Genomic DNA, 23,560 nt, shown 5'->3' on the forward strand with positions numbered 1-23,560 from the left:
GTTTACGCATAGTCTCTCAGTTGGCTGCCGGTGTGGTGTATAAATACATTCTCCAGGGTGGTCGCTTCCGGTACGGATGCGATGAGCGCATCGGGCTTGCCCTCCACCACGATGTGCCCCGCATCGATGATGGCGATCCGCGTGCAGAAATGCTGTGCTTCATTGAGGTGGTGCGAGCTGTAGATGATGGTGGTTCCCTGCTGGTTGAGCTCATGGAGCAGCGCCATGATGACCTCTTTGGAGTGCACATCCACACCCACGGTGGGCTCATCGAGGAAGAGCACGTTGGGCTGATGCAGGATGCCGGCCAGCAGGTTGACCCGCCGCTGCATACCACCCGAAAAGGTCTTGATGGGTTTTTTCCTGAACTCCGATAACCCCACGCGTTGCAGCCCGTCCGCAATGCGCCCGGACAAGTCGGTGCCAGCAAGCCCATACAAGCTCCCGAAATAATAGAGGTTTTCTTCGGCCGTAAGGGTGGGGTAGAGCGCATATTCCTGCGGTACCACGCCGAGCTGCCGCTGGATTTGGCGGGCATGCCGCCGGTAATTCAGTGCGCCGAACCAGAGTTCGCCCGACGAGGGTTTGATCATCCCGCACAGCGTGGAAATCAACGTCGTCTTGCCCGCCCCGTTCGGACCCAATAAGCCGAATATTTCCCCCTTCCCGATGGAAAGCGATAAGTCCTTCAACGCATACCGGTCGCTGCCCGCATATCGTTTAGACAGCGCTTCTATGCGGATGATTTCGTCCATGGGGCGAAAATAAGGAAAGTTGTTGAGATCAGGGGTAAAGGGGTGAAAATCAGAAAAGCGATATTTTTTCAAAATTCTTTGGTAAAAAAAACGAAAACGCCACACTAGCTAAGAAACACGCTTACTTAATGCGCGATAATTATGGACCATGCGAATTACACGATTGACGATTTCCTGACCGACGACCGGTTTGTAAACTACTGCTTACGTACCGACCACGCGGACGTTGCGTACTGGGAGGGTATCCTGGCGAGCCACCCGGAGCTTAACGGACGGGCCCGGGAAGCCGAGAAATGGGTGCAGCTCATGGCGGTGAAGGTAGACGATGGTGAAAAACAACAACAACTTACCCGGCTCCAGGCCGCAATGGAGGTAACCGCCGATTCAGCTGCGCGCCAACGGGTGCCCATCTTCACGCTTACGCGCGGTGCGAAGCGTTGGTTGGCTGTTGCAGCCACGCTGCTCCTCGTTGGCAGCGCGTACTTGTTCGTTATCCGCGATCATGTGGTCGACCGCGCCATCACGTTCGCATTGGAGCAGGCACTACCCGCAACGGTTGTGCAAACGGCTACCGGCGAGCGCCAGCAGTTCACCCTGCCCGACGGCAGTACGGCCCTCCTCAACGGTTCCAGCCAGTTGCGTGTGGCCGACGATTTCAACGGGGCCCACCGGGTGGTATGGCTCGAAGGCGACGCCTATTTCGAGGTCACTAAAAATGCCGAGAAGCCATTCATCGTGCGTACGGCATCCACCATGACCACCGCTCTGGGCACCTCCTTCCGTGTAACGAACTATACGGATCAACACCAGCCACAAGTGATGCTCACTTCGGGCAAGGTACAGGTAGACCATATCGTAGCAGGGAAGTCCATGGCGTCTACCATTCTTCACCCGGGGCAGATGACCCATGTTACCGCAGACCGGCCCTTGACGGTCGACCCATTCGACCCCGGTGACGTAACCGCGTGGCTAGCCCGTAGGTTGGCCTTCCAGGGTGCTGATTTCGCGGAAATCAAAGACAAACTGTATGATGCCTACGGCGTGTCGTTGACGGCAGCGCATGAGGTAGCCCAGACGGTCGCCTTTACGGGCCAATTTGCCAACCGGCCGCTACAGGAAGTGCTGGATGCCATCGCTTTTTCCAACCGCGTGCACTTTACGATGGACGGGAACCAGCTTCGCATGACCCTTTAACCCTATATAAACCCAATCATGTATTAAACCAAGTAAACGAGCAATGAAGAGAATGTTACATTTTTGCCGATACCGGCTATCCCCGAAACTAGTGCTCGCCCTGTTCATGGCGCTCTTCGCCACAGGCCATGCACAGTCGACCGAATCGCTTTTTTCCTTCACCTGGAAACAGGTGGCCATAGGCGACGTATTTGAACAAATTGAGCAGCGCGCCGATATCCGGTTTTCCTATAACCCGTTGGAATTGGACGTCAACCAACGCGTCACCCTGCAGGTACGCAACGCCAAACTCGACGAACTGCTGGATAAACTGGCCCAGCAGCTGGCGTTCCGGTACCGCTTACGCGGCGAGATGGTCATTATCCAGTTGGACGGGCAAAGCGGAACCGTGCACCAACAGCTTCTCAACGGGCAGGTCCGGAACAGCCGCGGCCAACCGCTTGAAGGCGTAACCGTCATCAATGTGAAGCTGAATAGCTCAACCATAAGCAATGGCAACGGCAATTTCTCCATTGCTGCCCAGGTGGGCGACGAACTCCGGTTCCGCATGATGGGCTACACCACCCGAACGGTCGCCGTGACGGATATGGCTGCGCCGCTCCAAATCGTGTTGGACGATGCGATGATCGAGCTGGACGAAACGGTGGTTACCGCATTGGGTATTACCCGCGAAGAGCGCTCGTTGGGTTACGCCGTCTCTGAAGTGGAAGGGGCCGAACTCGAGAAGGTGCGCGAGCCCAATGTCATCAATTCACTCGCCGGGCGCGTAGCCGGATTGGTTATCAACTCCACCGCGGGTGGTCCCGCCGGGTCGTCGCGGGTCATTATCCGCGGCGCCACCACCATCACCGGCAACAACCAACCCCTGTATGTGGTAGATGGTATCCCGATGGATAACTCCAACTACGGGCAGGTAGATGGCGGCAAGTTTGCGGCGGGCTACGACCTCGGCGACGCCATTTCGGCACTCAACCCCGACGATATCGCTAAGGTGAGCGTGTTGAAAGGACCCTCCGCTTCGGCACTATACGGCAGTCGGGCGGCCAATGGCGTTATCCTCATCACCACCAAAAGGGGCGGTACCAACAAAGAACTCGGCATTGAGCTCAACAGTACCATGACGTTTGAAAACCAATTGACCACATTCGATGGCTACCAAACGCTGTACGGGCAGGGCCGCAACCAAAACCTGGTGAATGATGTCGACCAGGCGCGCACCTCGCTGTTTTCCAATTTCGGTCCGCGCCTCGACCCGGATCTCATGATCCCTTATTTTGATGGTCAACTGCGCCCTTATGCATTGGCAAAAGATAACATCAGCGGCTTTTTCAGAACAGGCGCCACCTATACCAATAGCTTGTCGCTGACGAATGCCACCGACCGCTCCTCGTTCCGCTTAGCGGTATCCGATCTGCGCAACCAGGATATTGTGCCCGGTAGCGGGCTTCGACGCAATTCATTCACCTTTAATGGTACCTCAAAGTTCGGTGATAAGGTCACGGTAGAAGCGCGCGCTTATTACCTCAATGAAAACGTGAGCAACCGCCCGGCACTGGCAGACGACCCCGGCAATATCGGCAACAACTTCGTCGGGCTGGCCAACAACGTGGATCAAGCCTATTTCAAAGATTACTACAAAGATGCCCAGGGCACCTACGTGGATTGGGGGGGTGGCCAGTACCGGTTGAATCCCTATTGGATCATCAATGAGATGAGCAATGACACCAAGAAAGACCGGCTGATGGGTGCACTGCAGCTCAACTATGCCATCACCAGCTGGATGAGCTTCCAGGGCAGGCTGGCTACCGACCTGACCTTCCTCGATTTCGAGAAATATACCCCCCGTACCACACCCGGTTCCCTTGCGGGCCGGTTGAACGCCAACCACCAGCGGTATTCGACCACCGAGTCGGATGTGCTCTTAAGCATGGAGAAACAGGTATCGCCCGCGTGGCACCTGTCGGCCAGGCTCGGGGCCAGCCTATCCCGCATCCGCAATGTGGGCAGCACCATGGAGTTTCTCAACATGACCATGACCGACGTGATTAGCCCCAACAGCTTTGCGGATAAGTCGGTCATCGAGAATGATTACCGTAAACACAACAACTCGGCTTATGTGTTGCTGAGCGCCGGGTACAAAGGGTTCCTCTATGCCGATGCGACCATCCGCCACGATGCGTCATCTACATTGCCCCAGGGGAACAACAGCTACCTCTACCCGTCGCTGTCGGGAAGCTTTGTATTCTCCGATGCGTTCAAGATAGACAAACGCATCCTCTCGTTCGGCAAGCTGCGTGTATCGGCTGCCGAGGTGGGCAACGATACCGATCCTTATCAGTTGGATTTATACTATGCCCTCAATCCGCTCTCCTTCATGGGCCGTTCCATTGGCAATATCTCCAGCACATTGCTGCCCAACCCCAACTTGAAGCCCACACGGACACGGTCGTTTGAAACCGGACTGGAACTGAAATTCCTGCAAGACCGCATCGGTCTGGACGTCACGTATTACACCCAGCGCTCGCGCGACCAGATCAACCGCGTACCCATACCGGTTTCTTCCGGTTTCACCTCGCAGGTCATCAACGCCGGCGTTATCGTAAACAAAGGGGTGGAGATCGCGCTGAATACGCAGCCCATATCCAACGAACATTTCCATTGGGACCTGAATTTCAACGTGGCCCGCAACATCAACAAAGTGGAGTCACTGGCCGAAGGGGTACCTTTCCTCACGCTGTCTGACGCCCGCTGGATGGGCGTGGCGGTGGTGGCCATGCCGGATGCGCCGTATGGATCCATACTCGGCTATGGTTACCAATACGACCCGCAAGGAAACATCATCCTCAATGCCAACAACCTCACACCCGTGGTGAGCGAAGAGCGCCAATTGCTGGGGCAGGGGACATTCAAATGGACCGGCGGACTGTACACCAGCATGAATTATAAAAACTTCGGCCTTACGGCCATCGTCGATATGAAACTCGGTGCCGACCTGTTTTCCATGTCCAACCTGTTCGCGGCTACGCGCGGTAGCCTCACCTCCACGCTCGAAGGGCGCGAGGAGTGGATCCAATCCGAAGAGCAGCGCTTAGCGGCAGGTGCCACCGAAGACGAATGGCTGGCCATGGGTAATGTGCGGGGGTATGTGCCTCAGGGCGTGGTGCAGACCGGCACGGACGCACAAGGCAATCCCATCTATACGCCCAATACCCGGGCGGTAGATCCTTCGCTGTATTGGTCAAACATCTATACCGACGGCAATGGCATCGCCATCCCTTATCTCTATGATGCGGGGTACTTCAAGATGCGCGAAATCACGCTGAGTTACCGTGTGCCGGGTTCACTGGTGTCGCAATGGGGCATCCAAGACCTGAGCATCGCCGTGGTGAGCCGCAATCCGTTCATCATTTACAAGTCGGTGCCCAATATCGATCCCGATTCGAATTACAACAACAGCAACGGCCAGGGGTTGGAATACGGCTCGCTGCCGTCGCGGCGCAGTTGGGGCATTAACCTCAATTTTAGATTTTAACAACGGATATGTCTACATTTAATGTTATACAGATGAAGAAGCTAATCTATCGGAGCGTATCCATCGTTGCCATCGTGTTATCCATGGCGGCATGTACGAAATTCGACGATACCAATATCGACCCGACACGGTCGAGCAACCTCGATCCCAGCCTCCAGCTATCGCTGGTGCAAGCCCGCTTTTCGGGCGATCTGGAAATCAACGAGAAACTCGGTACGGTGATGACCATGCCGCTGGTTCAGCACCTTGCCGGTATCTGGGCCAACCGGTACGGGCAGATGTACATCAAAAGTGTACCCTACCTATCATCCTTTTGGGAATACACCTACCAAAACGATATCCTCAACATCGTGGACGCCGTGCAACGGACCACTGGCGTGGAAGAATCAACCAACCTGAATGCCGTGTGCCGAATCATGAAGGTCTACATGTTCGCACGGCTCACCGATCTCTACGGCGATATTCCGTACACCGAAGCGGGCACCGCCGCCTACACCGGCATTACCCGGCCCGTATACGACAAACAGGAAGACATCTACAACGATTTCTTCAGTGAGCTGAAAGCGGCGGCCGCCCAATTGGACCCAGCGAAAGACCCCGTAACGGGCGATTTCTTCTATGATGGCAACATAGCGGCCTGGCAGAAGTTTGCCAACTCCCTGCGTTTACGGTTGGCCATGCGGCTCGTGAAACGCGACCCCGCCAAAGCGCAGGCCGAAGCCCAGGACGCCTACACGGATGGTATATTTGAGCGCAATGCGGAGATGTGCATCATGCGCCACGAGAACATCCAGAATGATTACGTCGATATCCGGGGCAATGGCGTATCGGTGGGTATCAACCAGCATGAGGTGGTGCCGCGGCTGTCGGCCACCCTCATCAATCAGATGCGCAATTCCAACGACCCCCGTTTAAACCACATCGCCCGGTATTACATCGACCTGCCTTACCGGCCGTTCGACCGGGTGGATATTACCGAGCAGGTGCGCGCCGTTGTAGGCACCGTTGGGGTAAACCCCACCGATTATATCTGGGACGACTGGAAGAATCCGTTCGATATTGAGGTGCCCGGCGTGGGCACGCATACCGTTAGCAATAACGAACAGAAAGCCCAGCCCGCTAATTTCCTGATCCGCAACGATGCACCGTTCTTCCACCAAACGTATGCCGAAGTGGAATTTCTGCTCGCTGAGGCCGCACAACGCTTCGGTGCCGGTTTCGGCGATGCACAAACGCATTACCAAAACGGCGTCCGCGCCGCGCTGCAACAGTTGAGCTTGTTTACGGGCGGGCCCACATTCAGCGACACGGAGATCAATAATTTCATACAGAGCGTGCCGCTGCTCCCGAGCCGCGAACTGGAGGTCATCAATACGCAATTGTGGATTGCCTTATTCCTCAACGGGCCCGAAGCCTATGCCAACTGGCGGCGCACCGGCTATCCGGTGCTGCCATCACCCGTCAATGGCGAGTCAAACTCAACGACTACTCCGCGGCGGTTTGAATATCCGCTTTCCGAGCAGGAACAAAATGGCGTAAACTATCAAGCGGCCGTAGAACGGCTTGGCGGTACAAACTCATGGAACGGGAGGGTATGGTGGGACGCGGAATAATACACTTGTTATGCCTCGCGTTGCCGTTGCTGACGCTGGCAGCCTCCTGCAAGGGCAATCCCCAGCCGGACTTGCCTGCCGAGCAGTCCCGCCTTCGGGTGTTGGGTTATGTGTTTGCCTCCGATTGGGCGCTGGCTAAAACGCAGGTCAATTGGCAACAGATCACCGACCTGAACATTGCATTCCTGAACCCCTACGCCAACGGTGTTTTTGAAACAGGTGCCGAATTGGAGGGGCTGGTGCGACGCGCCCACGACCACGATGTGCGGGTGTTCTTCTCCATCGGTGGGGGCAGTCCGCCGCCGCACCTCGAAACCTTGTTACAGACGAAACAGCAACGGGCCAAGCTGGTGCTGGGCATCGTTGATCTGATTAACCGGTATGGATTTGATGGGGTGGATATCGACTTGGAAAATGCCCTCATCAACCAGCACTACGCGCCGTTTGTGGAAGAGGTCGCTGCCGCCGTGAAGCCATTGGATAAGCTGGTGACCGCGGCCCTGGCCAGCTGGAATGCCGACCAGATTGCCGACGAGACACTGGCCCACTACGATTTCATCAACGTGATGTCGTACGATGCCACCGGGCCATGGAATCCATCCAATGGCGGTCCGCATTCGCCGTACGCCATGGCCACCAATGATTTCGAGTACTTCCATCACACGAGGAACATACCCGCCGAAAAGATTTTCATCGGGTTGCCCTTTTATGGATACGGGTTTGGCGAGGGGGCGCCCGAGAGCCTGTTCTTCCGCGATATCGTGGTCCGCTGGCCGGGGAGCGAGCAGCACGATGAGGTAACCCTTCCTGCCGGTGGCACGGTCTACTACAACGGCATACCCACCATCCGGAAAAAAACACAATACGCCATGGACAACGGGGCCGGCGGCGTGATGATCTGGCAGCTCCTGCAGGATGCCGAAGGCGATAAATCCCTGCTGCGTGCCATCAACGAAACCATCAATTGATAAACGATATGAACAGAAGAGCCATGAATAAGCGAATGAACTTTTGGATGCCGGTATTGCTCCTGCTTGTTGCAGCATCCGGTTGCGAAAAAAACGGAGATACCACCTATAGCACCGATTTCCATCCACGGATATTCGACCGTACCGGGGTGTTTACCAGTCCCTCGATGATTATTTCGCAGGGCGAAACGGCCAATTTCACCGGGTTGCTGTTTTCGCCAGCCGCCGCCGTGGATATCAGCTGGAAGGTAGACGGCACGGAAGTGTCCACGGATACGGCCTTTGCGTTTACGCCCGATGGGGGCGGGGAGTACACGATTACCCTCGAAGTGTCCAACGGCGATCAAACCACCAGCCGTACCTCTTCCATCCTGGTAAACCCTACCGACTACACCTTGAAACCCTATACGTCGGTAGCCATGAGCTACCTGTCTGACGGTGGTACGGCTGCCGATGTCGATTGGGGTACGGTAACCCACGTGGCGTTCCAGTGTGCGCGGGTGCTGCCCGATGGTGGGCTCGATGTGACGGCCGGGCAGACGAACCAAGCGGCCGATGAGGTGGTGGCGCGGGCGCATATCAACGGCATTCCGGTGCTGTTGGGCATTGCCGGCCGCCTTACGGGACTCGATGGCTGGGCACTGTACGAAAGCAACGATTTCGGTGGCGCTATTGCTAACCCGGCAACGCGGGAATTGGTGGTGCAAAACGTGGTCAATTACGTAACCGATCGCCGGATGGATGGCGTGGACATCATGATGACCGATATCAATTCGGGCGCCTACTCGTCCAACCTGGCGGCCATTGGGCCGTTTCTGGCCGACCTCCGCGCTGCGTTGCCCGCCGATGCGCTGATCACCGTTACCGTGGGCACCGGCTGGCAGCATTGGGAGTACCCCGACCTGTCGGCGGCCGACTGGCTCAATGTAAGGGGCTTTGAAAACGGACTGACCGTAGGGCCAGGCGCACCGCTTGGCCAGCCCTCGCCTTTCCAGTTTATGGTCGATGGTGCCACTATCTGGCTTAACCATGGTATCTCCAAGGAGAAAATCGTATTGGGTATTCCCGCGTTCGGTTTGCAATACAATGAAATAGACGACAACGGCAATAACCTCAGCTGGGGTTCGTATAGTTATGTTCCCTACCGCGATATCCTGGCGGCCGACAGCGAGGCGCACAACAAAGAAATGATTGAGCAGGCCCATGGCGTCTATTTCAATGGGATTCCGCTGGTTACCCAGAAGGCTGAATACGTGAAAGATAATGGTTTCAAAGGGGTGTACCTTTGGGCGGGCGACTATGACGTTGCGGGTGAAAAGTCGCTGATGGGCACGATTTATGGAATTTTACAATAAATTTGCCAATAACACCAACAGATGAGTACGCCACCTCCCAGCAGATTGCTATCCATCGACGCCTACCGGGCGTTGGTGATGCTGTTGATGATTTTCGTGAACGACACGTGGACATTGATGGGCATTCCCGGCTGGATTGAACACCTGCCTGCCGAAGCCGACGGCCTGGGGCTGGCCGACGTGGTTTTCCCGGCTTTTCTCTTCATCGTGGGGCTTTCCGTGCCGTTGGCCATACAAAGCCGGTTGAAAAAGGGCGATAGCCGATGGCATATCACCGGCCATGTCGTGGTACGGTCGCTCGCCCTCCTGATCATGGGTGTTTTCCATGTCAACCTGGCCCATTATGCAGACACCGCCTGGCTACCGAAATGGCTGTGGCAGATTGCCATCACCGTCGGCTTTTTTCTGGTGTGGCTGGATTACCCGGCGCCACGGTCGACAAAGGCCAGGGTACTTAAAACGCTCGGCATCGTGGGGTTGGCGGCGTTGGCACTGCTGTTCCAAACGGATGGTGGCAACGCCGGTAGCTGGCTGGCCCTGCGCCCGCACTGGTGGGGCATATTGGGACTTATCGGCTGGTGTTACCTGCTGGTGAGTTTACTTTTTTTATGGACCCGCGGCAACCCGTGGGCACAGGTGGGGGTGTTCGTCGGCTTCATCTTGTTCAATATGGGGGCACAATCCACCTTCTTTGATGGACTGGAACCGATCCGCGCATGGGTATGGATCGTTGGCGATGGCGCGTTGCCCGCCCTGACGGCCTGCGGCGTCCTGCTGTCGCTGTTATACCGACGATACAAAGCACAGCTCCCTGCGTTTATGGGGCGTGCGGCGATGATTGCCGTTGCCTTGTTGGCATTGGGATTCCTGGCCCGCCAGGAGTGGAACATCTCCAAGATCTGGGCCACGCCTTCTTTTGCCTTGATTTGCGCAGGCATCAGCGTCGCCGCATTTGCGCTCATGGTCTATATCGTCGATATCAAGCATTGGGCGGGTTGGTACCGCTTCATCAGTCCGGCCGGCACCAGTACCCTCACCTGTTACCTGCTGCCCTACATCCACTATGCCCTGTTGGGGTATGTCGGCTGGCAACTGCCCGAGGTTTTCCGCACGGGAGCAGTCGGCGTCGCGAAATCATTGCTCTACGCGCTCGTTATCATTGCCATTACAGGGCTACTCGAAAAACGACGGATCCGGTTGAAACTATAAAAAGCACACATGATGTATCGAAATCTTTTTCTTGCTACGCTCGCCCTAATGGCGATAGCCGCCTGTTCACCCGAAAGCACCAGCGACAGCAACACCACACTTTCCCTGCAATGGGAAATCGTGGCCTCGCCCGCTCAGGGGACAGACGAAACCCATTCCATGCTGACCATCACCAACAACACCGCCGATACGCTGGGCGCCACCGGCTGGTCCATTTATTTCAACACGGGGGTGGCACGGGTGGCCGATGTGGACACCACCGTGGCCGGTATTGAATTGGTCAACGGCGATTTCTTCCGGTTTTATCCGCGTGGGGAGTGGCAACCCCTGGCACCCGGCGCCACCGTAGCCATCAACGTGATGTCGCGAAGGCTACGGAACTTCACCGATATCCCGAAAGGATTTTACCTGGTTTCTGACGACCATCCGGCTGGGGTATCTTTACCCTTGGCGGTAGCGCCGTTTGCACAGGCCGACAGTTTGGAAATGGTGCTGGCCACGCAGGTGTATGAACAAAACGCCGATATTGCCGACTTGCCCCTTGCCCAGCTGCCGCCGGTACTCCCCACGCCCCTAAGCTATGCCTATACGGCGGACGCCTTTACATTGACCGCCGCGGATGTGACCATCAACGCCGATACTGCATTTGCCGATGAGGCCGCGTACCTAAAGGACGAGCTGGCGATGGTGCTCACGCAAACCCCGAAGTTGGTGGATGAGCCCGTCGGCGCGTCCATCGTGCTCCATCAACGGGAAGGCATCCACCCCGAAGGGTATCGGCTGCTGGTCGATGCCAACGGCGTGGCCATCGAGGCCACCACCCCCGCAGGGGCATTTTACGGCATCCAGTCGCTCAAAGGACTTTTACCCTCGTCGGCATGGGCCGAAAAGAAGGCGTCGATCACGCTGCAAGGGGTTACCATCACCGACGGGCCGCGCTTTGCACATCGTGCGGTGATGTTGGATGTAGCGCGTAACTTCCAGACCAAGGAGCAGGTGATGAAAGTACTGGATCTGTTGGCGCTCCACAAGGTGAACGTGATGCATTTCCACTTCAGCGAAGATGAAGCCTGGCGGCTGGAGATACTGGGGCTTCCCGAGCTTACCGAAGTCGGCGCCCGGCGAGGGCATACGCTCGATGATGCGGAATGGCTGATGCCATCGTATGGTTCGGGCCCCGATGTGGCCAGCGCAACAGGAAGCGGATTTTACAGCCGTGCCGACTATATCGAACTGCTGCGGTACGCCACGAAGCGCCACATCCGTGTGATCCCCGAAATCGAAACACCCGGTCATGCCCGGGCCGCGATAAAATCCATGGATGCCCGTTACCGCGCCTTTATCGCCAAGGGCGACACCGCCGCGGCCACGCAATACCTGTTGCGCGACCTCGACGACCAGTCGGAATACCGATCCATACAGAATTGGGACGACAACATCATCAACGTGGCATTGCCATCGAGCTATGCGTTTCTGGAAAAGGTGGTCGACGAACTCATCGCCATGCACAAAGAGGCTGGAGCGCCTTTACAGACTATCCATTTCGGCGGCGATGAGGTGCCCGATGGGGTGTGGGAAAAATCGCCTGCCGTACATCAGCTGATGGCATCGGCAGCCGGCGTTGCCCATGTGGACGACCTATGGCATCACTTTTTCGGCCGGATTAACGACATGCTGCAATCGCGCGGCCTGTACCTGTCGGGATGGGAAGAGATCGGCATGAAAAAGGCGGTGGTAGACGGGCGACGTAAGATGGTGGTGGAACCCCGCTTTGCGAATGAGAACTTCCATACCGATGTATGGAATAACCTCGGCGATAACGTCGACCTCGCCTACCGCCTCGCCAATGCCGGTTACCAGGTGGTGCTGACCAACGTCACCAACTTTTATATCGATTTGGCGTATAACAGCAGCTTCTATGAACCCGGCCAGTACTGGGGTGGCTATGTGGACGTCGAAAAGCCGTTCCGGTTCGCTCCGTACGATTATTACCGCAGCCTGGCTACCCAAGCCAGCGGCGAGCAGCTTACCGACCAAGGTCGGGCCAACATCGTCGGCCTGCAGGCGCCTCTATGGAGTGAGATCATCACCTCGCCCAAGCGGATGGAGTACCTGCTGCTGCCCAAGCTTTACGGGCTTGCCGAGCGCGCCTGGGCGGCGAGCCCCGCCTGGGCTACCGAACCGGATGATGGCAAAGCGGACGAGTTATACGCGGCCGATTGGTCGGTGTTTTTAAATACGGTAGCAAAACGGGAGTTGCCCCGCGCAAGTCACTACGCCGGCGGCTTCGCCTACCGCATCCCTACGGCAGGGGTCGTTGAGCAATCGGGGAAACTCCATGCCAATGTGCAACTTCCCGGATTCGCCATCCGGTACACCGTAGACGGCAGCGAGCCCACCGAACAGAGTATGCGCTATACCGAGCCACTGGCCGCCGAAGGGACGGTGGCTTTCCGTGTTTTCGACGGTGAAGGCCGGGGCGGACGCACCGTCTATTGGAAATAGAGGAGCATATAAAATAAACACAGCAGGTATTCCCGCAGCAGTTTGATGGCGTTATGCAGCGTGTTGTAGACGGTCCGTTCGGTCAGCCCACGCGATTGGGCAATCTGGGAAATGGACAAGCCATCGTAAAACCGGAGTTGGATGATTTCCTTTTGGCGCTTGGTGAGCTTTCCAAGCGCAGCCTGTAGCAGCTTTGCGCGATGTTCTTCGGTTTGTGAAGCAACCAGGAGGTCTTCATAGGGTAATTCGTGGTCCGTTTGGAAATGCGCCAGTTCCGGCGAACACACCGTGGCCTGCGTATAGGCTAAGTACGTGTGGTATGCGATGCGTTTATACACCGTAATGACATATTGCTTTTTGTTGGCTACATGCCCACGGTCATTCCACGTCTTCCAGAGCTCCAGGAACAAGTTGTGGATGCAATCCTTCACCAATTCCGCATCTTTGTACCAATGCAGGCCCAAGCGGTAAAAGTCGTCGTAAAAAAGTGTGAAACAGGTATACAGCCCCTCCCGGTCGTCGTTGAAAAACAAATTCCAGTCTTTCGTTACCGGGTTAGTGTGCATAGTAGGCTTCATCGGATCGAAAAAGTCTAGCCAAGGTAACAAAAATCAACTGTTTTACAACAGGTTGCTGCTTAAATATCTTCTTTCAGCGCCTTGAAGAACCGTTCCTCCCGATCGGCAAGGGCGAGGAGCTGGTCGGACAGCTTTTCGTAGACATCGCTGCCCGATTTCCGGTTTTTGTATATCCGCGAGATATCCAGTGCGAAATCGCGCCACGCGTCGCCGATGGCCGTCATTTCTTCCGATCGCCTGGCAAGGGCCCCGTTGTTGAGCAGCGCACCGGCTTCCTGTAAGAAGGCGGCATAGATGAACCGGAAACCACCGCCGCCGGTGCCGATCTCTTCCTGCATGCGCACCAGTTGGCCGAGGTAATGGTTCGTTTTTTTGATGCCGATGGTCCGCGGCCATTTGCGGATATTCCGTGCTACCCACCGCATGGCCCGCACGCCCACGATGGGCACTGGCGCCAGCATGTCGTTGCACGTTTGGCGGATGCCCTTGCGGATGGCTTTCTCGAGGTCGAGCCGCTCGGGGAGCCGCTCCAGGTAGTACAGGTGTCCTTTGGGCGGCAGCGCCCCTTTGGCAAAACGTACCCGCTGGAGCTCCGTCTCGGTGAGCTTCGTGGTATAGTCCATCACGGGGTCGCTGATGAGGTAGCCGTCAGCACCCTTGCCGTACACCACCAGGTTGTGTGCGTTGAAATGGAACCGGTACTCGTCGGGGAAGTAGGTGAGGTGGTATACACCCACCTGCAGTCCTACGGGAATACCTTGGGCGAGCTTCTGGTCCAGCACCGCCTGCGCCTTTTCGGGCGACGAAAACCGCTGGTGCACAACCTTGATGCCCAGCCGCCGCGCCAGCTTCCGGAAGATGCTTCCCGGCATGGGTCGGTAGCTGAAGCCGGGGGCGAAGTTGACCTTCAGGAAGGGGAGGTATACAAAAAACAGTCCGCTGCCGATACCGAACACCATCGGTTCCGACAGGGAAACGCCCTGATGGTTCAACAGGTTGGATATGACCCCATTTTCGCAATGGGCAGATTGGCGGTGTTCAAAAGGTATGTCCATGTAGTTGTTTAACGTTTTGGGATTTGATTTCTTTTGCAAAGAAGACAGCTTTTAAACTTTCTGATTAAATTTTCAGTTTCTCCGTGGAGGGAAAGACTTACTGCCAGCGGGCAGGACGTTAGCAGCTTATTCTATAACTAAGTCATCCGGATTTTGCTTACAAGGCCACAATGTGTGGATGACGAGTGATTCATCGATAAACTCATAAAAGAATATGTATTCACCGACGATTAATCCCCTGACCCCTTCAAGAGTTGTTTTGGTTCCAAGTTTAGGATGTTTTAAAAGTAGTTTGGTGTTTTTAATGAAAAGCTTATACAGTTTAGCAGAATAGACCGCGTTTCCGTTGCGTTTTACATAAAACTCCATAATCTCATAAAGTTTTATGCGGGCTTTATGGGACCATATTATTTTCCCTTTAGCCACGCTGCAATTTCATTGTCTAGATCGGACTGGTCAACAAACCTACCTGCGGCGATGTCTTCACGGGAAGTCTCTATCTCTTGGATCTGAGCAGCAGATAAATCTAGCATCTGGCTTTCTGTTTTTGTATCCAAGATGGTTTTTATCGCTTTAAGAAACTGCACATCGTCAATTTCGGCGATACGGCTAATTAATACATCCTTTAACTCAAGCGTACTCATGCTGATAAAATTACTATAGACAAATTTAAAGTTAAACAGGAGAAAATGCAAATAATGCGTTAGCTAATGAGGGGAGCAACTAAAGTAGACGCTTTCAATTGCGCCACGGTGATGCCAAAAACATCCGCATACTTCTGGAGCGTTTTGGCTTTCAGCTTGCCGAATCGTTTAGGCTGGAAGTGCCGCTTCACGAACCAGCGGTGTATGCCCACATAGCTGGCCAGCAGGGGTAGGTCCATGCGGTGAAGTTCCATGTAATAGGCGATGGGGCTCAGCGTGCCTGCCGCAACGGCCTGTTTAGTTGCCGCTATCCGCTCGTCGATGAGCTCCAGCGACTCGTTGAGGGCCAAGGTCTTTGCCTCCCACCCCCGGCTGGGTACCGCCGTATAGCGGCCATGCTCATCTACCGCGTAGCAGAGTTCGTGCACGTGCTTCTTGGCCAGGCTGCCGTCATCCTGTGGTACTTCGTTCTTGTTCATTGTCGCTCACTGAATCTTTGGTCTGCAGCAGCATCTTCATCGTTGCTTGCAGCGCCACTTCGCCATCCACGGTAATCGTTCCTTGGATATTGCAAATCTTCAAAAAATCCGAGGTAAAAACAAGTTCCGTCTGCGTATGGGTGTGCAGTTCCTGCCCCACCGTGGGCAGCGCCGTTACGTGGAGGTCGAGGATGGTGCTGATCACCCCCAGGTTATCCTTCCCCTTATCCCATAACGCCTGGTCGGGCTCGACGAAAAAGTAATTGAGGAAGACGAAGCTCGTTTGGGCCAGGTTCTCGAGCATGCCCATTTCCGACAACCGCCCGTCCGCCACGAAAAGGCAGTCGGACGTAATCGAAAATGCCGTTTCGGTTTCCACGCCATCCACCTTCACCACGCGGTCTACCATCACCATCGGCGGCCGATGGGGGATAAGCGCTTCGATGGCTGGAAAGGTCGTGGCGTTATTCACCTTCCTTGGCTATAACGGTCCGCATTTCGCCCGCGGCAACCAGGTTCCCCTGGCACCTCACTTCGCCGCGTACGGCGGTAACGCCAAACATTTTCTGCAAGATATGGATGGTGGTCGATAATTGCTGGCCGGCGCGGGGCAGGAGGTGTACTTCAAAATCCTTGATGGAACCGATGTATCCTACCGGTGGCGACAGGTTACGCGTGAAATAATCATATCCCTGGTGCAGCGCGATGGTTTGGGCGAAATGTTCGATGACACCCGCTTCGGTGAGCATCCCCCTGCTGTTTACCAGCACATGCTGTTGGGGGATGTCGAAGGCGGACACGATGCGGTCAGCTTCGTATTCAACCAGCGTATCCACCAATACAAAAGGGGGCTGCTGCGGAATGAATTTGCATATCTGTTCTTGCGATGAGATGAGTGCCATAACATTAGGTTACTTCCAACAACGCGTAAACATAAGAAAATCTTCCGCTTTCGGGAACCGATAGTAGTATTTTTTCGCCCTTTTTGAGGGTTTTCGTGTTAAAAAGCTCTTCCAGCTGGAGGTAGCTGGATGCCGAACCGACGTTGCCGATTTTATCCAGGTTGATGAACCACCGCTCTTCGGGGATGTGTACACCCGCCGCGGAAAACGCTTCAACCAATCGGTCCTTGAAAAAATAAGACGAGATATGGGGCAGGAAGTGGTCGATTTCGCTGGCATCCAACCGGTGTTTACGCAGTACTTCCTGGATGCTTTGCACCCCTTTGGGGATGACGTACGATTCCAGGAGCTTGATGTCTTGTTTGATGGCAAACATCGATTGTTCGAGCCACGCTTCCGGCGAGGCATCGCTCCAGGGGAGCAGCTTGCCATCTACCTTAACGGCCCCCGCATACATGCAGGGCTCCAGTTCATGGGCGTAAGATATCCCATCCACCCAGCGGATGGCGAGCGAGGTGCGGTGGTCGTTCGGCTGGTCGCTGAGCAGCATCGCGGCGGCCCCGTCCGAAAGCATCCACCGGAGGAAATCCTTTTCAAAGGCGATGATGGGGTTTTGCTCCAGGGCCACCAGCTTTTCGGATTCGTTGTTGAATTTGTCGGCTCGCAGCCACGAGGATACCCGCTCAGACCCCGTACACACCGCACGCTGGGCACCGCCGGTGGCGATGGTCATGTAGGCATACTTGAGCGCGTTCATGCCCGAGGTGCAGATGCCGGAAGCGGCATTCAGCTCCATCGGCTTGTTTTTCCATAGCCCGTGCACCATGCTGGCGTGCGAGGGCAATAGCTGGTCGGGCGTGGACGTGCCACACGACAGCACATCGATGGCCGATTTGGAAACCCCCGATTGTTCGACCAAGCGATTTATCGCTTCCACGGTGAGTTCCGCATTGGTGTGTGTGGGTTTTCCATCGGTGCCGATGGCATAATACCGCGAGATAATCCGGTTGTTGCGCAGCACGATGGCGCGTGCCCGTGAGGGCGCTCCATTGATCACCCCCAATACCGTTTCCATCCGGTCGTTCGAAACCGGATCATTGGGTAGAAAGGTGGCAATCGCATTGATATATACGGTCGGCATTACCGGGGCATTTTAAAATGAACAGACTTATAGTACTTCGTTTCTTTCCTAATGAAAGAAAGGAACGGCAAATGTAGTATTAAAAATAATAAACCGACAATCGGGGCGAGTATCCATATGGCGAAAAGCAGGTAGTAGTTGAACGCTTTGAGCCATGGCCGCCGCGCGGCTGCGCCAGGCAAGCCCTTGCTGCGGATGAGCTTGGCCCATTTGGCAAATAGCGTATTGGCCCGTTTATCGGTGAATACGAGCACCGGGCGGATCATCACGGCTCCCCGTTCGAGCAGCTCCGTTTGCAGCGTACGGTAATCGCCACGCTTCAGGTGCGCCAATATCGGCCCCCCGAATTTGTCGGATTCCATAATATCTTTGTCCGAGACGCCCGGTTTGGGGAAGATGCTCAGGTACGCGTCTTTCCGGCCGCTCATCATCCAGTGCACGATCGTAATCACGCTCACGTGGTTGAGGTGGCGGTCTACCCGTGCGATGTTGCCCACGTGGTCCGCGCCGACAGCATGCAAGAGGCGTTTTACTTTTTCCTGCGCCATTACCCACATGTTACGGCAGTTGATGACGGTGATGACCGGCTTACCCCGCAGTAGCCGGTTGGCAGCCTCACTTTTCAGGAACGCGTTGAACGGAATCGATGGCGAAAGGTACCACACCTGATAGCCCAGCACGATGAGGTCGTAATCCTGTTGCAGGATAGTCTCATCAACAGGCTCCAGTTCGCAGGGGAGCTGCAAGAACGATTCGGGAAACGCGTCGAAGAAGCTGTGCCCATCCCACGGGAAGGGGTAGTCGGAAACGGGCGTGATGCGATGGTACGTCAGTTCGACCTCCGCATCGGCGACGAGGGGCGACAGCAACCGATCCAGGATTTCCTTCTGCTGCCCTGTTTGGGTATAATAAACAACTAAAACGCGCTTCATGGTTTCCAAAAATCGTAATAATTAAACCACTGCAGTGGGTATTTCGTTAATATATGTTCCATGCTCTGCACGTAAGCTTGCAGCAACGACTGCGCATCGCGGTGGGTAAATGTAGCCGTGCGCGCATACAGGTGGTAATGGCGATTGCGCTCCCGCATCACATACACAAAAAGCACCGGCGTACTCAACCGCGAGCTGATGAGGAACGGCCCCGCCGGGAAATGGGCTTCTTTCCCCAGGAAGTTGGCCGTCATCGTCTTGCTCCCCTCCACGAAGCGGTCGCCCGTGAAACAGATCATCCCCTTCTCGTCGATAACCCGGTTGATTTCGAACACGTGCGACAGGTCGTCCTTCACCACGATAAACTCCGTTTTGGGCTTGGCCATGATGTTGGCCAGGTACGACTTGATGGCTCGCCGCTCCTCATCGGTGGTCACCAAATGGATCTGCTTGTCAAATTCGCCCATAAAATATTGCGACACCTCGAAATTACCCACATGGGCGCTGATCAATATGCCCGCGCTGTTGTCTTTGGCCAATTGCCGGATGTGGTCGATGCCATCAAATTCATAGGTATATTTATGTTCCAGGCCTGCCGTAATCGCAATCTTGTCGATGATGGTCTGCCCGAAAACGAAGTAGTTGCGGTAGGTGTTGATGATGCTGCGGAAGAACCCCTGGTTGTGGCGGTGCCGGAAATAGCGGTATATCGATGCCGTTTGGTGCGGCGAGCTGACGAAATAATAAAGGGAAACGAAGATGAGTAAGAAATAGGCGACGGATATCCCTGTGTGCTTAATCAGGAAAATAAATATTTTGTATCCGGAAACGGTACCCCTCGATTTTCCTTCCCATTCAGCCATTGGTTGTGATTAGGCAATCGCATGTATCTTGCTGCCGATTAAGTCGTATAGGTTGTCGAATGTGTTTACGTTGGTAAAATCCTTGCTTTCCAGCTTAATGCCGAAGTTGGACTCAATGAGGACCACTAAATCCACGTAGTCCAGGCTGTCCAGATCCAATGATTCCTTCAAGTCCGCACCGGGTCGGATCACGTCGGACTCCACCTCGAACTCCTCGATCAAAAACCGATTGGTAATATCAATAATCTCTTCCCTGCTCATGGATGCCCTGTTACCGTTTTTTTACAATTAATGCGGAGTTCGTTCCGCCGAATCCAAAAGAATTTGACAAAAATACATTAAAATTTTGGTTTATGGTATTTTTTACCAAACTCAGACCGCTCGCTGTTTCGTCCACTTGTTCCAGATTGATGTTGGGCGCGATGAATCCATGCCGTGCCATGAGAAGCGAATAAACGACCTCGCTGGTGCCCGCCATCCAGCATTCGTGGCCGGTCATCGACTTGGTGGAACTGACCATGGGCCCCGACCCGAACAGTTGCGTCAAGGCGCGCGCTTCATTGGCATCGCCCATGGGCGTAGAGGTAGCATGGGCGTTGATGTACTCGATGTCGGCCGGCGAGAGGCCCGCTTGCCGCAGGGCCATTTTCATGGCTTCGGTGGGGCCTTCCACGTTGGGCGTAGAGATGTGGTCGCCGTTGGACGAGAAGCCATAGCTGAGCACTTCGGCCAGAATCGGGGCGCCGCGCTTCACCGCCGTATCGTAGTCTTCCAAGATGATGGTGGCCGCGCCACCTCCCGGCACCAGGCCGTTGCGGTCTTGATCAAATGGGCGCGATGCTTTGGTGGGGTCGTCTTCACGGTCGGAAAAAACGCCCAAGCCATCGAAGCTGGCCATGGCATATTTGTTGGTCTCCTGGGCGCCGCCACAGATGACGCAGTCTTGCAGTCCCTGTTTAATGAACAAATAAGCGAGGCCGATGGCGTGCGAGCCGCTGGCACAGGCCGCGCTGATGGTCATGTTGATGCCGCGGATGCGGAAAATGGTCGAAAGGTTCATCGTCACCGATGAGTTCATCGATTTGAAAATCGCCCCCGATCCCACCAAGGTGGTGTCTTTCTTCTGCCGCACAATATCGATGGATTCCATCACCGCCTGCGATACGCTGTCGTTGCCATACACCAGCCCCACCACGCGCTCGTCGAAGAAACTTTCGTCTATTCCGGCATGCTGCAGCGCTTCCTGCGTAGCTACATACGCATATTCGCTTTCTTCGCCCATGCTGATGCGCTGCCGGCGCGACAACGCTTTGGTAAGGTCGGGCCGCACCACCGCGCCCATCAGCGCCGAGCGGTAGCCGAAGTCCTTACGGTCTTGCGAAAACACGATGCCCGAGCGGCCGTGGTATAGGGAATCCCGCACTTCCTCCAGGTTCTTCCCTAAAGAAGAGTAGATGCCCATTCCGGTGATGACCACGCGACGTTCCTTCACGAATAAATCCCTCCGTTGATATTAATCACTTCCCCCGTAATATACGATGCTTTTTTCGAAGCGAGAAAACAGACCAGATCGGCTACTTCCTCCGCTTTCCCAAAGCGGTTCAACGGGACTAATTTCTTCAATTCTTCCGTGTTCAGTGTGCTGGTCATGTCGGTTTCGATGAAACCCGGTGCCACCACGTTTACCGTTACCTTGCGCTTGGCCACCTCCTGCGCCAGCGCCTTGGTGGCGCCGATAAGGCCGGCTTTCGCCGCGGAGTAGTTGGTTTGCCCCGGTGTGCCTTTCACGCCCGATACGGAGGCCACGTTGATGATGCGCCCGTAACGTTGCCGTAGCATATCTTCGATCAGCGGCTTGGTAACGTTGTAGAAACCATTCAAACTCGTTTGGAGCACGGCATCCCAATCTTCGCTTTCCATCCACATGAATAGTCCGTCGCGCGTAATGCCCGCGTTGTTCACAATCACTTCAATGCGATCATCGGGGTGCGCTGCTTTCCATGTGGCCAGCTGCGCCTGGGTTTCGGTGCGGTTGCTCACGTCGAATGGCAACAGTTCAGCCTCGCCGCCGTTTGCCGCAATCAGGCTGCGGGTTTCCGCTGCTGCTTCGCTGTTCGATTGGTAGTTGATGATGACGGGGTAGCCCAAATCGCGGGCCAGGGCCACGCATATCGCCCTGCCGATGCCGCGCGACCCGCCGGTCACCAATGCATATCGTTTGCCGTCCATCAGTCGTTTGCTTTTACATGGTCTTTTATCGCCGCCAGGTAAGGCGCGAGTACCATATCCTCTTTAAAGATAGGCACAATTGACCGGATGTCTGCATAAATCTTGCTACTTTTCGACGAAAGGCGGTCCGTACAGCCGAGCGAGTCGACAGCCTGCACGAGCGTAAGCAACTGGATAGCCAGCACCTCGTAAGCGTTGTCGATGACGCGCTTGGTGAGCCATGCCGAGTTGGTGCCCATGCTCACAATATCCTGGTTGTCTTTGTTGTTGGGGATGCTGTGCGTATAGATGGGGGTGGCCAGCGTCTGGTTCTCCGCTGTTGTGGAGGTCGCCGTAAACTGGGCGCCCTGCATGCCGAAATTGAGCCCCAGTTTGCCCAGGTTCACGAATGACGGCAGGATGCCGTTCAGCGACGAGTTGAGCAGGTAATTGAGCTGCCGTTCCATCAGCATGGTTAGCTTGGCGATGGCGATACGCAGCGTATCCATCTCAAAAGCGATGTAGTCGCCATGGAAGTTACCGCCGTGGTACACGCTTGCCGATGCCACGTCGATGATGGGGTTATCGTTTGCCGAGTTCACCTCTTCAATCAGCGTGATGGTGCTGTGCTGCACGGCATCCCAGATAGGCCCCAAAATCTGCGGCACGCAGCGGATGGAGTAGTATTCCTGTAGTTTATCTTTGAATATCGTTTCCTCCACTTTCCGGTCGTACAGGTGCTCGGGGCGTTTCCGGATAAGCTTGCTGTCGGCGATGATTTCGCGCATGCGCGCCGCCACCTGCCGTTGGCCATCGTGCTTTTTCGCTGCGTTAAGCGTTTCGGAGAGGTGGTCATCGTAGGCACTCACCAGCTCATTCATCATGGCCGAGCAGGCTACTGACCAGTCGAGCAGACGCTTGCCAAAGATGACGTTGACGATACCGATACCCGTCATGGCCGAGGTGCCGTTCAGGAGGGCCAGGCCCTCGCGGATGTGCACCTGCATGGGCTGTAAACGTTCGTTGGCAAAGGCCTGGGATGCAGGTACCTGCTTACCGCGGTAGAGCACGTCGCCCTCACCGATCATGTTGAGCGCGAGGTGGGCCAGCTGCACCAGGTCGCCACTGGCGCCCACGCCACCGTGCTGGAAAATCACCGGCAGGATGTTCCGGTTCAGCATCTCCTGCATGAGTTCCACCACGGAGGGGTGCACCCCCGAGAAACCCAGCGAGAGGGTATGCAACCGGGCCAGGAGGATGGATTTCGCATAGAGCGGATCCATGATCTCGCCCATGCCGGCGGCATGGCTCCGAATGAGGTTGTACTGCAGCTGCGTCTGGTCGGCATCGGCAATACGGTATTGCGCCATGGGGCCAAAGCCCGTGTTTACGCCGTATATAATCTTGTCCTTGGCAAAATCGTGTAAAAAATGGTGACTTTGGCTGACCTTGTCCGATGTGCTGCCGGCTAATTTGATTTTTTCGTCATCAAAAAGCACCGCATGGAAATCGGCCAGGGCAATCGGGTTCGTTAGTTCTATCATTTAGTCGGAAATGCGTACAATTAAAGCGGTTGCAAACTTAGATAAACTTGCTTTTAAATGCAAGTTTGTCTAAGTTTGGACGG

General features: G+C 55.3%; 22 protein-coding genes. 7 read left to right on the forward strand and 15 right to left on the reverse strand.

The window, feature by feature from the left end:
* Window positions 1–2 precede the first annotated feature (2 nt).
* Window positions 3–755: an ABC transporter ATP-binding protein gene (locus U9S71_RS06605; protein ID WP_326326168.1), complete on the reverse strand. Its 753-nt coding sequence runs from the start codon at window positions 753–755 to the stop codon at window positions 3–5.
* Between the two features lie 141 nt (window positions 756–896).
* Between U9S71_RS06605 and U9S71_RS06610 the strand changes: the two genes are divergently transcribed.
* Genes U9S71_RS06610 through U9S71_RS06640 form a run of 7 tightly spaced genes read left to right on the forward strand, consistent with a single transcriptional unit; the run spans window position 897 to window position 13,131 of the window.
* A complete protein-coding gene (locus tag U9S71_RS06610) occupies window positions 897–1,949 on the forward strand; it encodes a FecR family protein (RefSeq protein ID WP_326326169.1) in 1,053 nt (350 codons plus the stop codon).
* A 43-nt stretch (window positions 1,950–1,992) separates the two neighbouring features.
* On the forward strand, window positions 1,993–5,481 hold the full coding sequence (locus tag U9S71_RS06615; protein WP_326326171.1) for a SusC/RagA family TonB-linked outer membrane protein: 3,489 nt from the start codon (window positions 1,993–1,995) through the stop codon (window positions 5,479–5,481).
* A gap of 32 nt (window positions 5,482–5,513) precedes the next feature.
* The gene (locus U9S71_RS06620; RefSeq protein WP_326326173.1) at window positions 5,514–7,094 is read left to right on the forward strand and encodes a SusD/RagB family nutrient-binding outer membrane lipoprotein; all 1,581 of its coding nucleotides are present in this window, start codon (window positions 5,514–5,516) and stop codon (window positions 7,092–7,094) included.
* The gene (locus U9S71_RS06625; RefSeq protein WP_326326174.1) at window positions 7,061–8,062 is read left to right on the forward strand and encodes a glycosyl hydrolase family 18 protein; all 1,002 of its coding nucleotides are present in this window, start codon (window positions 7,061–7,063) and stop codon (window positions 8,060–8,062) included. Before U9S71_RS06620 ends, U9S71_RS06625 begins: the two co-directional genes overlap by 34 nt.
* A gap of 8 nt (window positions 8,063–8,070) precedes the next feature.
* Window positions 8,071–9,417: a glycosyl hydrolase family 18 protein gene (locus U9S71_RS06630; RefSeq protein ID WP_326326176.1), complete on the forward strand. Its 1,347-nt coding sequence runs from the start codon at window positions 8,071–8,073 to the stop codon at window positions 9,415–9,417.
* 21 nt (window positions 9,418–9,438) lie between these two features.
* Window positions 9,439–10,626 (forward strand): DUF5009 domain-containing protein, encoded by a 1,188-nt coding sequence (locus U9S71_RS06635; protein ID WP_326326178.1) that lies wholly within the window; start codon window positions 9,439–9,441, stop codon window positions 10,624–10,626.
* A 9-nt stretch (window positions 10,627–10,635) separates the two neighbouring features.
* Window positions 10,636–13,131: a family 20 glycosylhydrolase gene (locus U9S71_RS06640; protein ID WP_326326180.1), complete on the forward strand. Its 2,496-nt coding sequence runs from the start codon at window positions 10,636–10,638 to the stop codon at window positions 13,129–13,131.
* On the opposite strand, the gene U9S71_RS06645 is transcribed toward U9S71_RS06640, so the two are convergent.
* From U9S71_RS06645 to flxA, 14 genes are all read right to left on the reverse strand, one after another.
* On the reverse strand, window positions 13,119–13,739 hold the full coding sequence (locus U9S71_RS06645; protein WP_326326182.1) for an RNA polymerase sigma factor: 621 nt from the start codon (window positions 13,737–13,739) through the stop codon (window positions 13,119–13,121). The two genes, U9S71_RS06640 and U9S71_RS06645, sit on opposite strands and share 13 nt — an antisense overlap.
* A gap of 29 nt (window positions 13,740–13,768) precedes the next feature.
* Complete coding sequence (gene darH, locus U9S71_RS06650; RefSeq protein WP_326326184.1) at window positions 13,769–14,764, reverse strand: BtrH-related acyltransferase DarH; 996 nt, start codon at window positions 14,762–14,764, stop codon at window positions 13,769–13,771.
* A gap of 126 nt (window positions 14,765–14,890) precedes the next feature.
* Window positions 14,891–15,133 carry a type II toxin-antitoxin system RelE/ParE family toxin gene (locus U9S71_RS20995; RefSeq protein WP_436410305.1) on the reverse strand — a complete coding sequence of 81 codons (243 nt, stop codon included), beginning with the start codon at window positions 15,131–15,133 and terminating at the stop codon, window positions 14,891–14,893.
* A gap of 38 nt (window positions 15,134–15,171) precedes the next feature.
* Entirely contained in the window at window positions 15,172–15,408 is a 237-nt protein-coding gene (locus tag U9S71_RS06655; protein WP_326326186.1) for a hypothetical protein, read from the reverse strand.
* A gap of 59 nt (window positions 15,409–15,467) precedes the next feature.
* Window positions 15,468–15,887, reverse strand: a complete 420-nt coding sequence (gene DarG / locus U9S71_RS06660; RefSeq protein WP_326326187.1) for a flexirubin biosynthesis protein DarG — start codon at window positions 15,885–15,887, stop codon at window positions 15,468–15,470.
* A complete protein-coding gene (locus U9S71_RS06665) occupies window positions 15,859–16,359 on the reverse strand; it encodes a hotdog family protein (protein WP_326326189.1) in 501 nt (166 codons plus the stop codon). The genes DarG and U9S71_RS06665 overlap by 29 nt, the downstream gene beginning before the upstream one ends.
* The gene (locus tag U9S71_RS06670) at window positions 16,352–16,789 is read right to left on the reverse strand and encodes a hotdog family protein (protein ID WP_326326190.1); all 438 of its coding nucleotides are present in this window, start codon (window positions 16,787–16,789) and stop codon (window positions 16,352–16,354) included. Before U9S71_RS06670 ends, U9S71_RS06665 begins: the two co-directional genes overlap by 8 nt.
* 4 nt (window positions 16,790–16,793) lie before the next feature.
* Window positions 16,794–17,930, reverse strand: coding sequence for a dialkylresorcinol biosynthesis protein DarB (darB, locus tag U9S71_RS06675; protein WP_326326191.1), 1,137 nt, complete (start codon window positions 17,928–17,930; stop codon window positions 16,794–16,796).
* The gene (locus U9S71_RS06680; RefSeq protein WP_326326193.1) at window positions 17,930–18,862 is read right to left on the reverse strand and encodes a hypothetical protein; all 933 of its coding nucleotides are present in this window, start codon (window positions 18,860–18,862) and stop codon (window positions 17,930–17,932) included. Before U9S71_RS06680 ends, darB begins: the two co-directional genes overlap by 1 nt.
* Complete coding sequence (locus U9S71_RS06685; RefSeq protein ID WP_326326194.1) at window positions 18,859–19,725, reverse strand: lysophospholipid acyltransferase family protein; 867 nt, start codon at window positions 19,723–19,725, stop codon at window positions 18,859–18,861. The genes U9S71_RS06680 and U9S71_RS06685 overlap by 4 nt, the downstream gene beginning before the upstream one ends.
* Window positions 19,726–19,734: 9 nt before the next feature.
* Window positions 19,735–19,986: a phosphopantetheine-binding protein gene (locus U9S71_RS06690; protein WP_326326196.1), complete on the reverse strand. Its 252-nt coding sequence runs from the start codon at window positions 19,984–19,986 to the stop codon at window positions 19,735–19,737.
* Window positions 19,987–19,996: 10 nt separating this feature from the next.
* Entirely contained in the window at window positions 19,997–21,217 is a 1,221-nt protein-coding gene (locus U9S71_RS06695; protein ID WP_326326197.1) for a beta-ketoacyl-[acyl-carrier-protein] synthase family protein, read from the reverse strand.
* Complete coding sequence (gene flxB / locus U9S71_RS06700) at window positions 21,214–21,954, reverse strand: flexirubin biosynthesis SDR family reductase FlxB (RefSeq protein ID WP_326326199.1); 741 nt, start codon at window positions 21,952–21,954, stop codon at window positions 21,214–21,216. The genes U9S71_RS06695 and flxB overlap by 4 nt, the downstream gene beginning before the upstream one ends.
* On the reverse strand, window positions 21,954–23,477 hold the full coding sequence (flxA, locus tag U9S71_RS06705) for a flexirubin biosynthesis tyrosine ammonia-lyase FlxA (protein WP_326326200.1): 1,524 nt from the start codon (window positions 23,475–23,477) through the stop codon (window positions 21,954–21,956). Before flxA ends, flxB begins: the two co-directional genes overlap by 1 nt.
* Between the last annotated feature and the right edge of the window lie 83 nt (window positions 23,478–23,560).

This window comes from Parapedobacter flavus (assembly GCF_035818675.1).
Lineage (GTDB): Bacteria > Bacteroidota > Bacteroidia > Sphingobacteriales > Sphingobacteriaceae > Parapedobacter > Parapedobacter flavus.

Bases quoted from the DNA above. Each gene is read 5' to 3' on its own strand.
- U9S71_RS06635 (WP_326326178.1), top strand. From the start codon at position 9,439: ATGAGTACGCCACCTCCCAGCAGATTGCTATCCATCGACGCCTACCGG.
- U9S71_RS06620 (WP_326326173.1), top strand. From the start codon at position 5,514: ATGAAGAAGCTAATCTATCGGAGCGTATCCATCGTTGCCATCGTGTTA.
- U9S71_RS06690 (WP_326326196.1), bottom strand. From the start codon at position 19,986: ATGAGCAGGGAAGAGATTATTGATATTACCAATCGGTTTTTGATCGAG.
- U9S71_RS06655 (WP_326326186.1), bottom strand. From the start codon at position 15,408: ATGAGTACGCTTGAGTTAAAGGATGTATTAATTAGCCGTATCGCCGAA.
- U9S71_RS06685 (WP_326326194.1), bottom strand. From the start codon at position 19,725: ATGGCTGAATGGGAAGGAAAATCGAGGGGTACCGTTTCCGGATACAAA.
- U9S71_RS06640 (WP_326326180.1), top strand. From the start codon at position 10,636: ATGATGTATCGAAATCTTTTTCTTGCTACGCTCGCCCTAATGGCGATA.
- U9S71_RS06610 (WP_326326169.1), top strand. From the start codon at position 897: ATGGACCATGCGAATTACACGATTGACGATTTCCTGACCGACGACCGG.
- U9S71_RS06605 (WP_326326168.1), bottom strand. From the start codon at position 755: ATGGACGAAATCATCCGCATAGAAGCGCTGTCTAAACGATATGCGGGC.
- U9S71_RS06680 (WP_326326193.1), bottom strand. From the start codon at position 18,862: ATGAAGCGCGTTTTAGTTGTTTATTATACCCAAACAGGGCAGCAGAAG.
- DarG (WP_326326187.1), bottom strand. From the start codon at position 15,887: ATGAACAAGAACGAAGTACCACAGGATGACGGCAGCCTGGCCAAGAAG.
- darH (WP_326326184.1), bottom strand. From the start codon at position 14,764: ATGGACATACCTTTTGAACACCGCCAATCTGCCCATTGCGAAAATGGG.
- U9S71_RS06615 (WP_326326171.1), top strand. From the start codon at position 1,993: ATGAAGAGAATGTTACATTTTTGCCGATACCGGCTATCCCCGAAACTA.
- U9S71_RS06630 (WP_326326176.1), top strand. From the start codon at position 8,071: ATGAACAGAAGAGCCATGAATAAGCGAATGAACTTTTGGATGCCGGTA.
- flxA (WP_326326200.1), bottom strand. From the start codon at position 23,477: ATGATAGAACTAACGAACCCGATTGCCCTGGCCGATTTCCATGCGGTG.
- U9S71_RS06625 (WP_326326174.1), top strand. From the start codon at position 7,061: ATGGAACGGGAGGGTATGGTGGGACGCGGAATAATACACTTGTTATGC.
- flxB (WP_326326199.1), bottom strand. From the start codon at position 21,954: ATGGACGGCAAACGATATGCATTGGTGACCGGCGGGTCGCGCGGCATC.
- U9S71_RS20995 (WP_436410305.1), bottom strand. From the start codon at position 15,133: ATGGAGTTTTATGTAAAACGCAACGGAAACGCGGTCTATTCTGCTAAA.
- darB (WP_326326191.1), bottom strand. From the start codon at position 17,930: ATGCCGACCGTATATATCAATGCGATTGCCACCTTTCTACCCAATGAT.
- U9S71_RS06670 (WP_326326190.1), bottom strand. From the start codon at position 16,789: ATGGCACTCATCTCATCGCAAGAACAGATATGCAAATTCATTCCGCAG.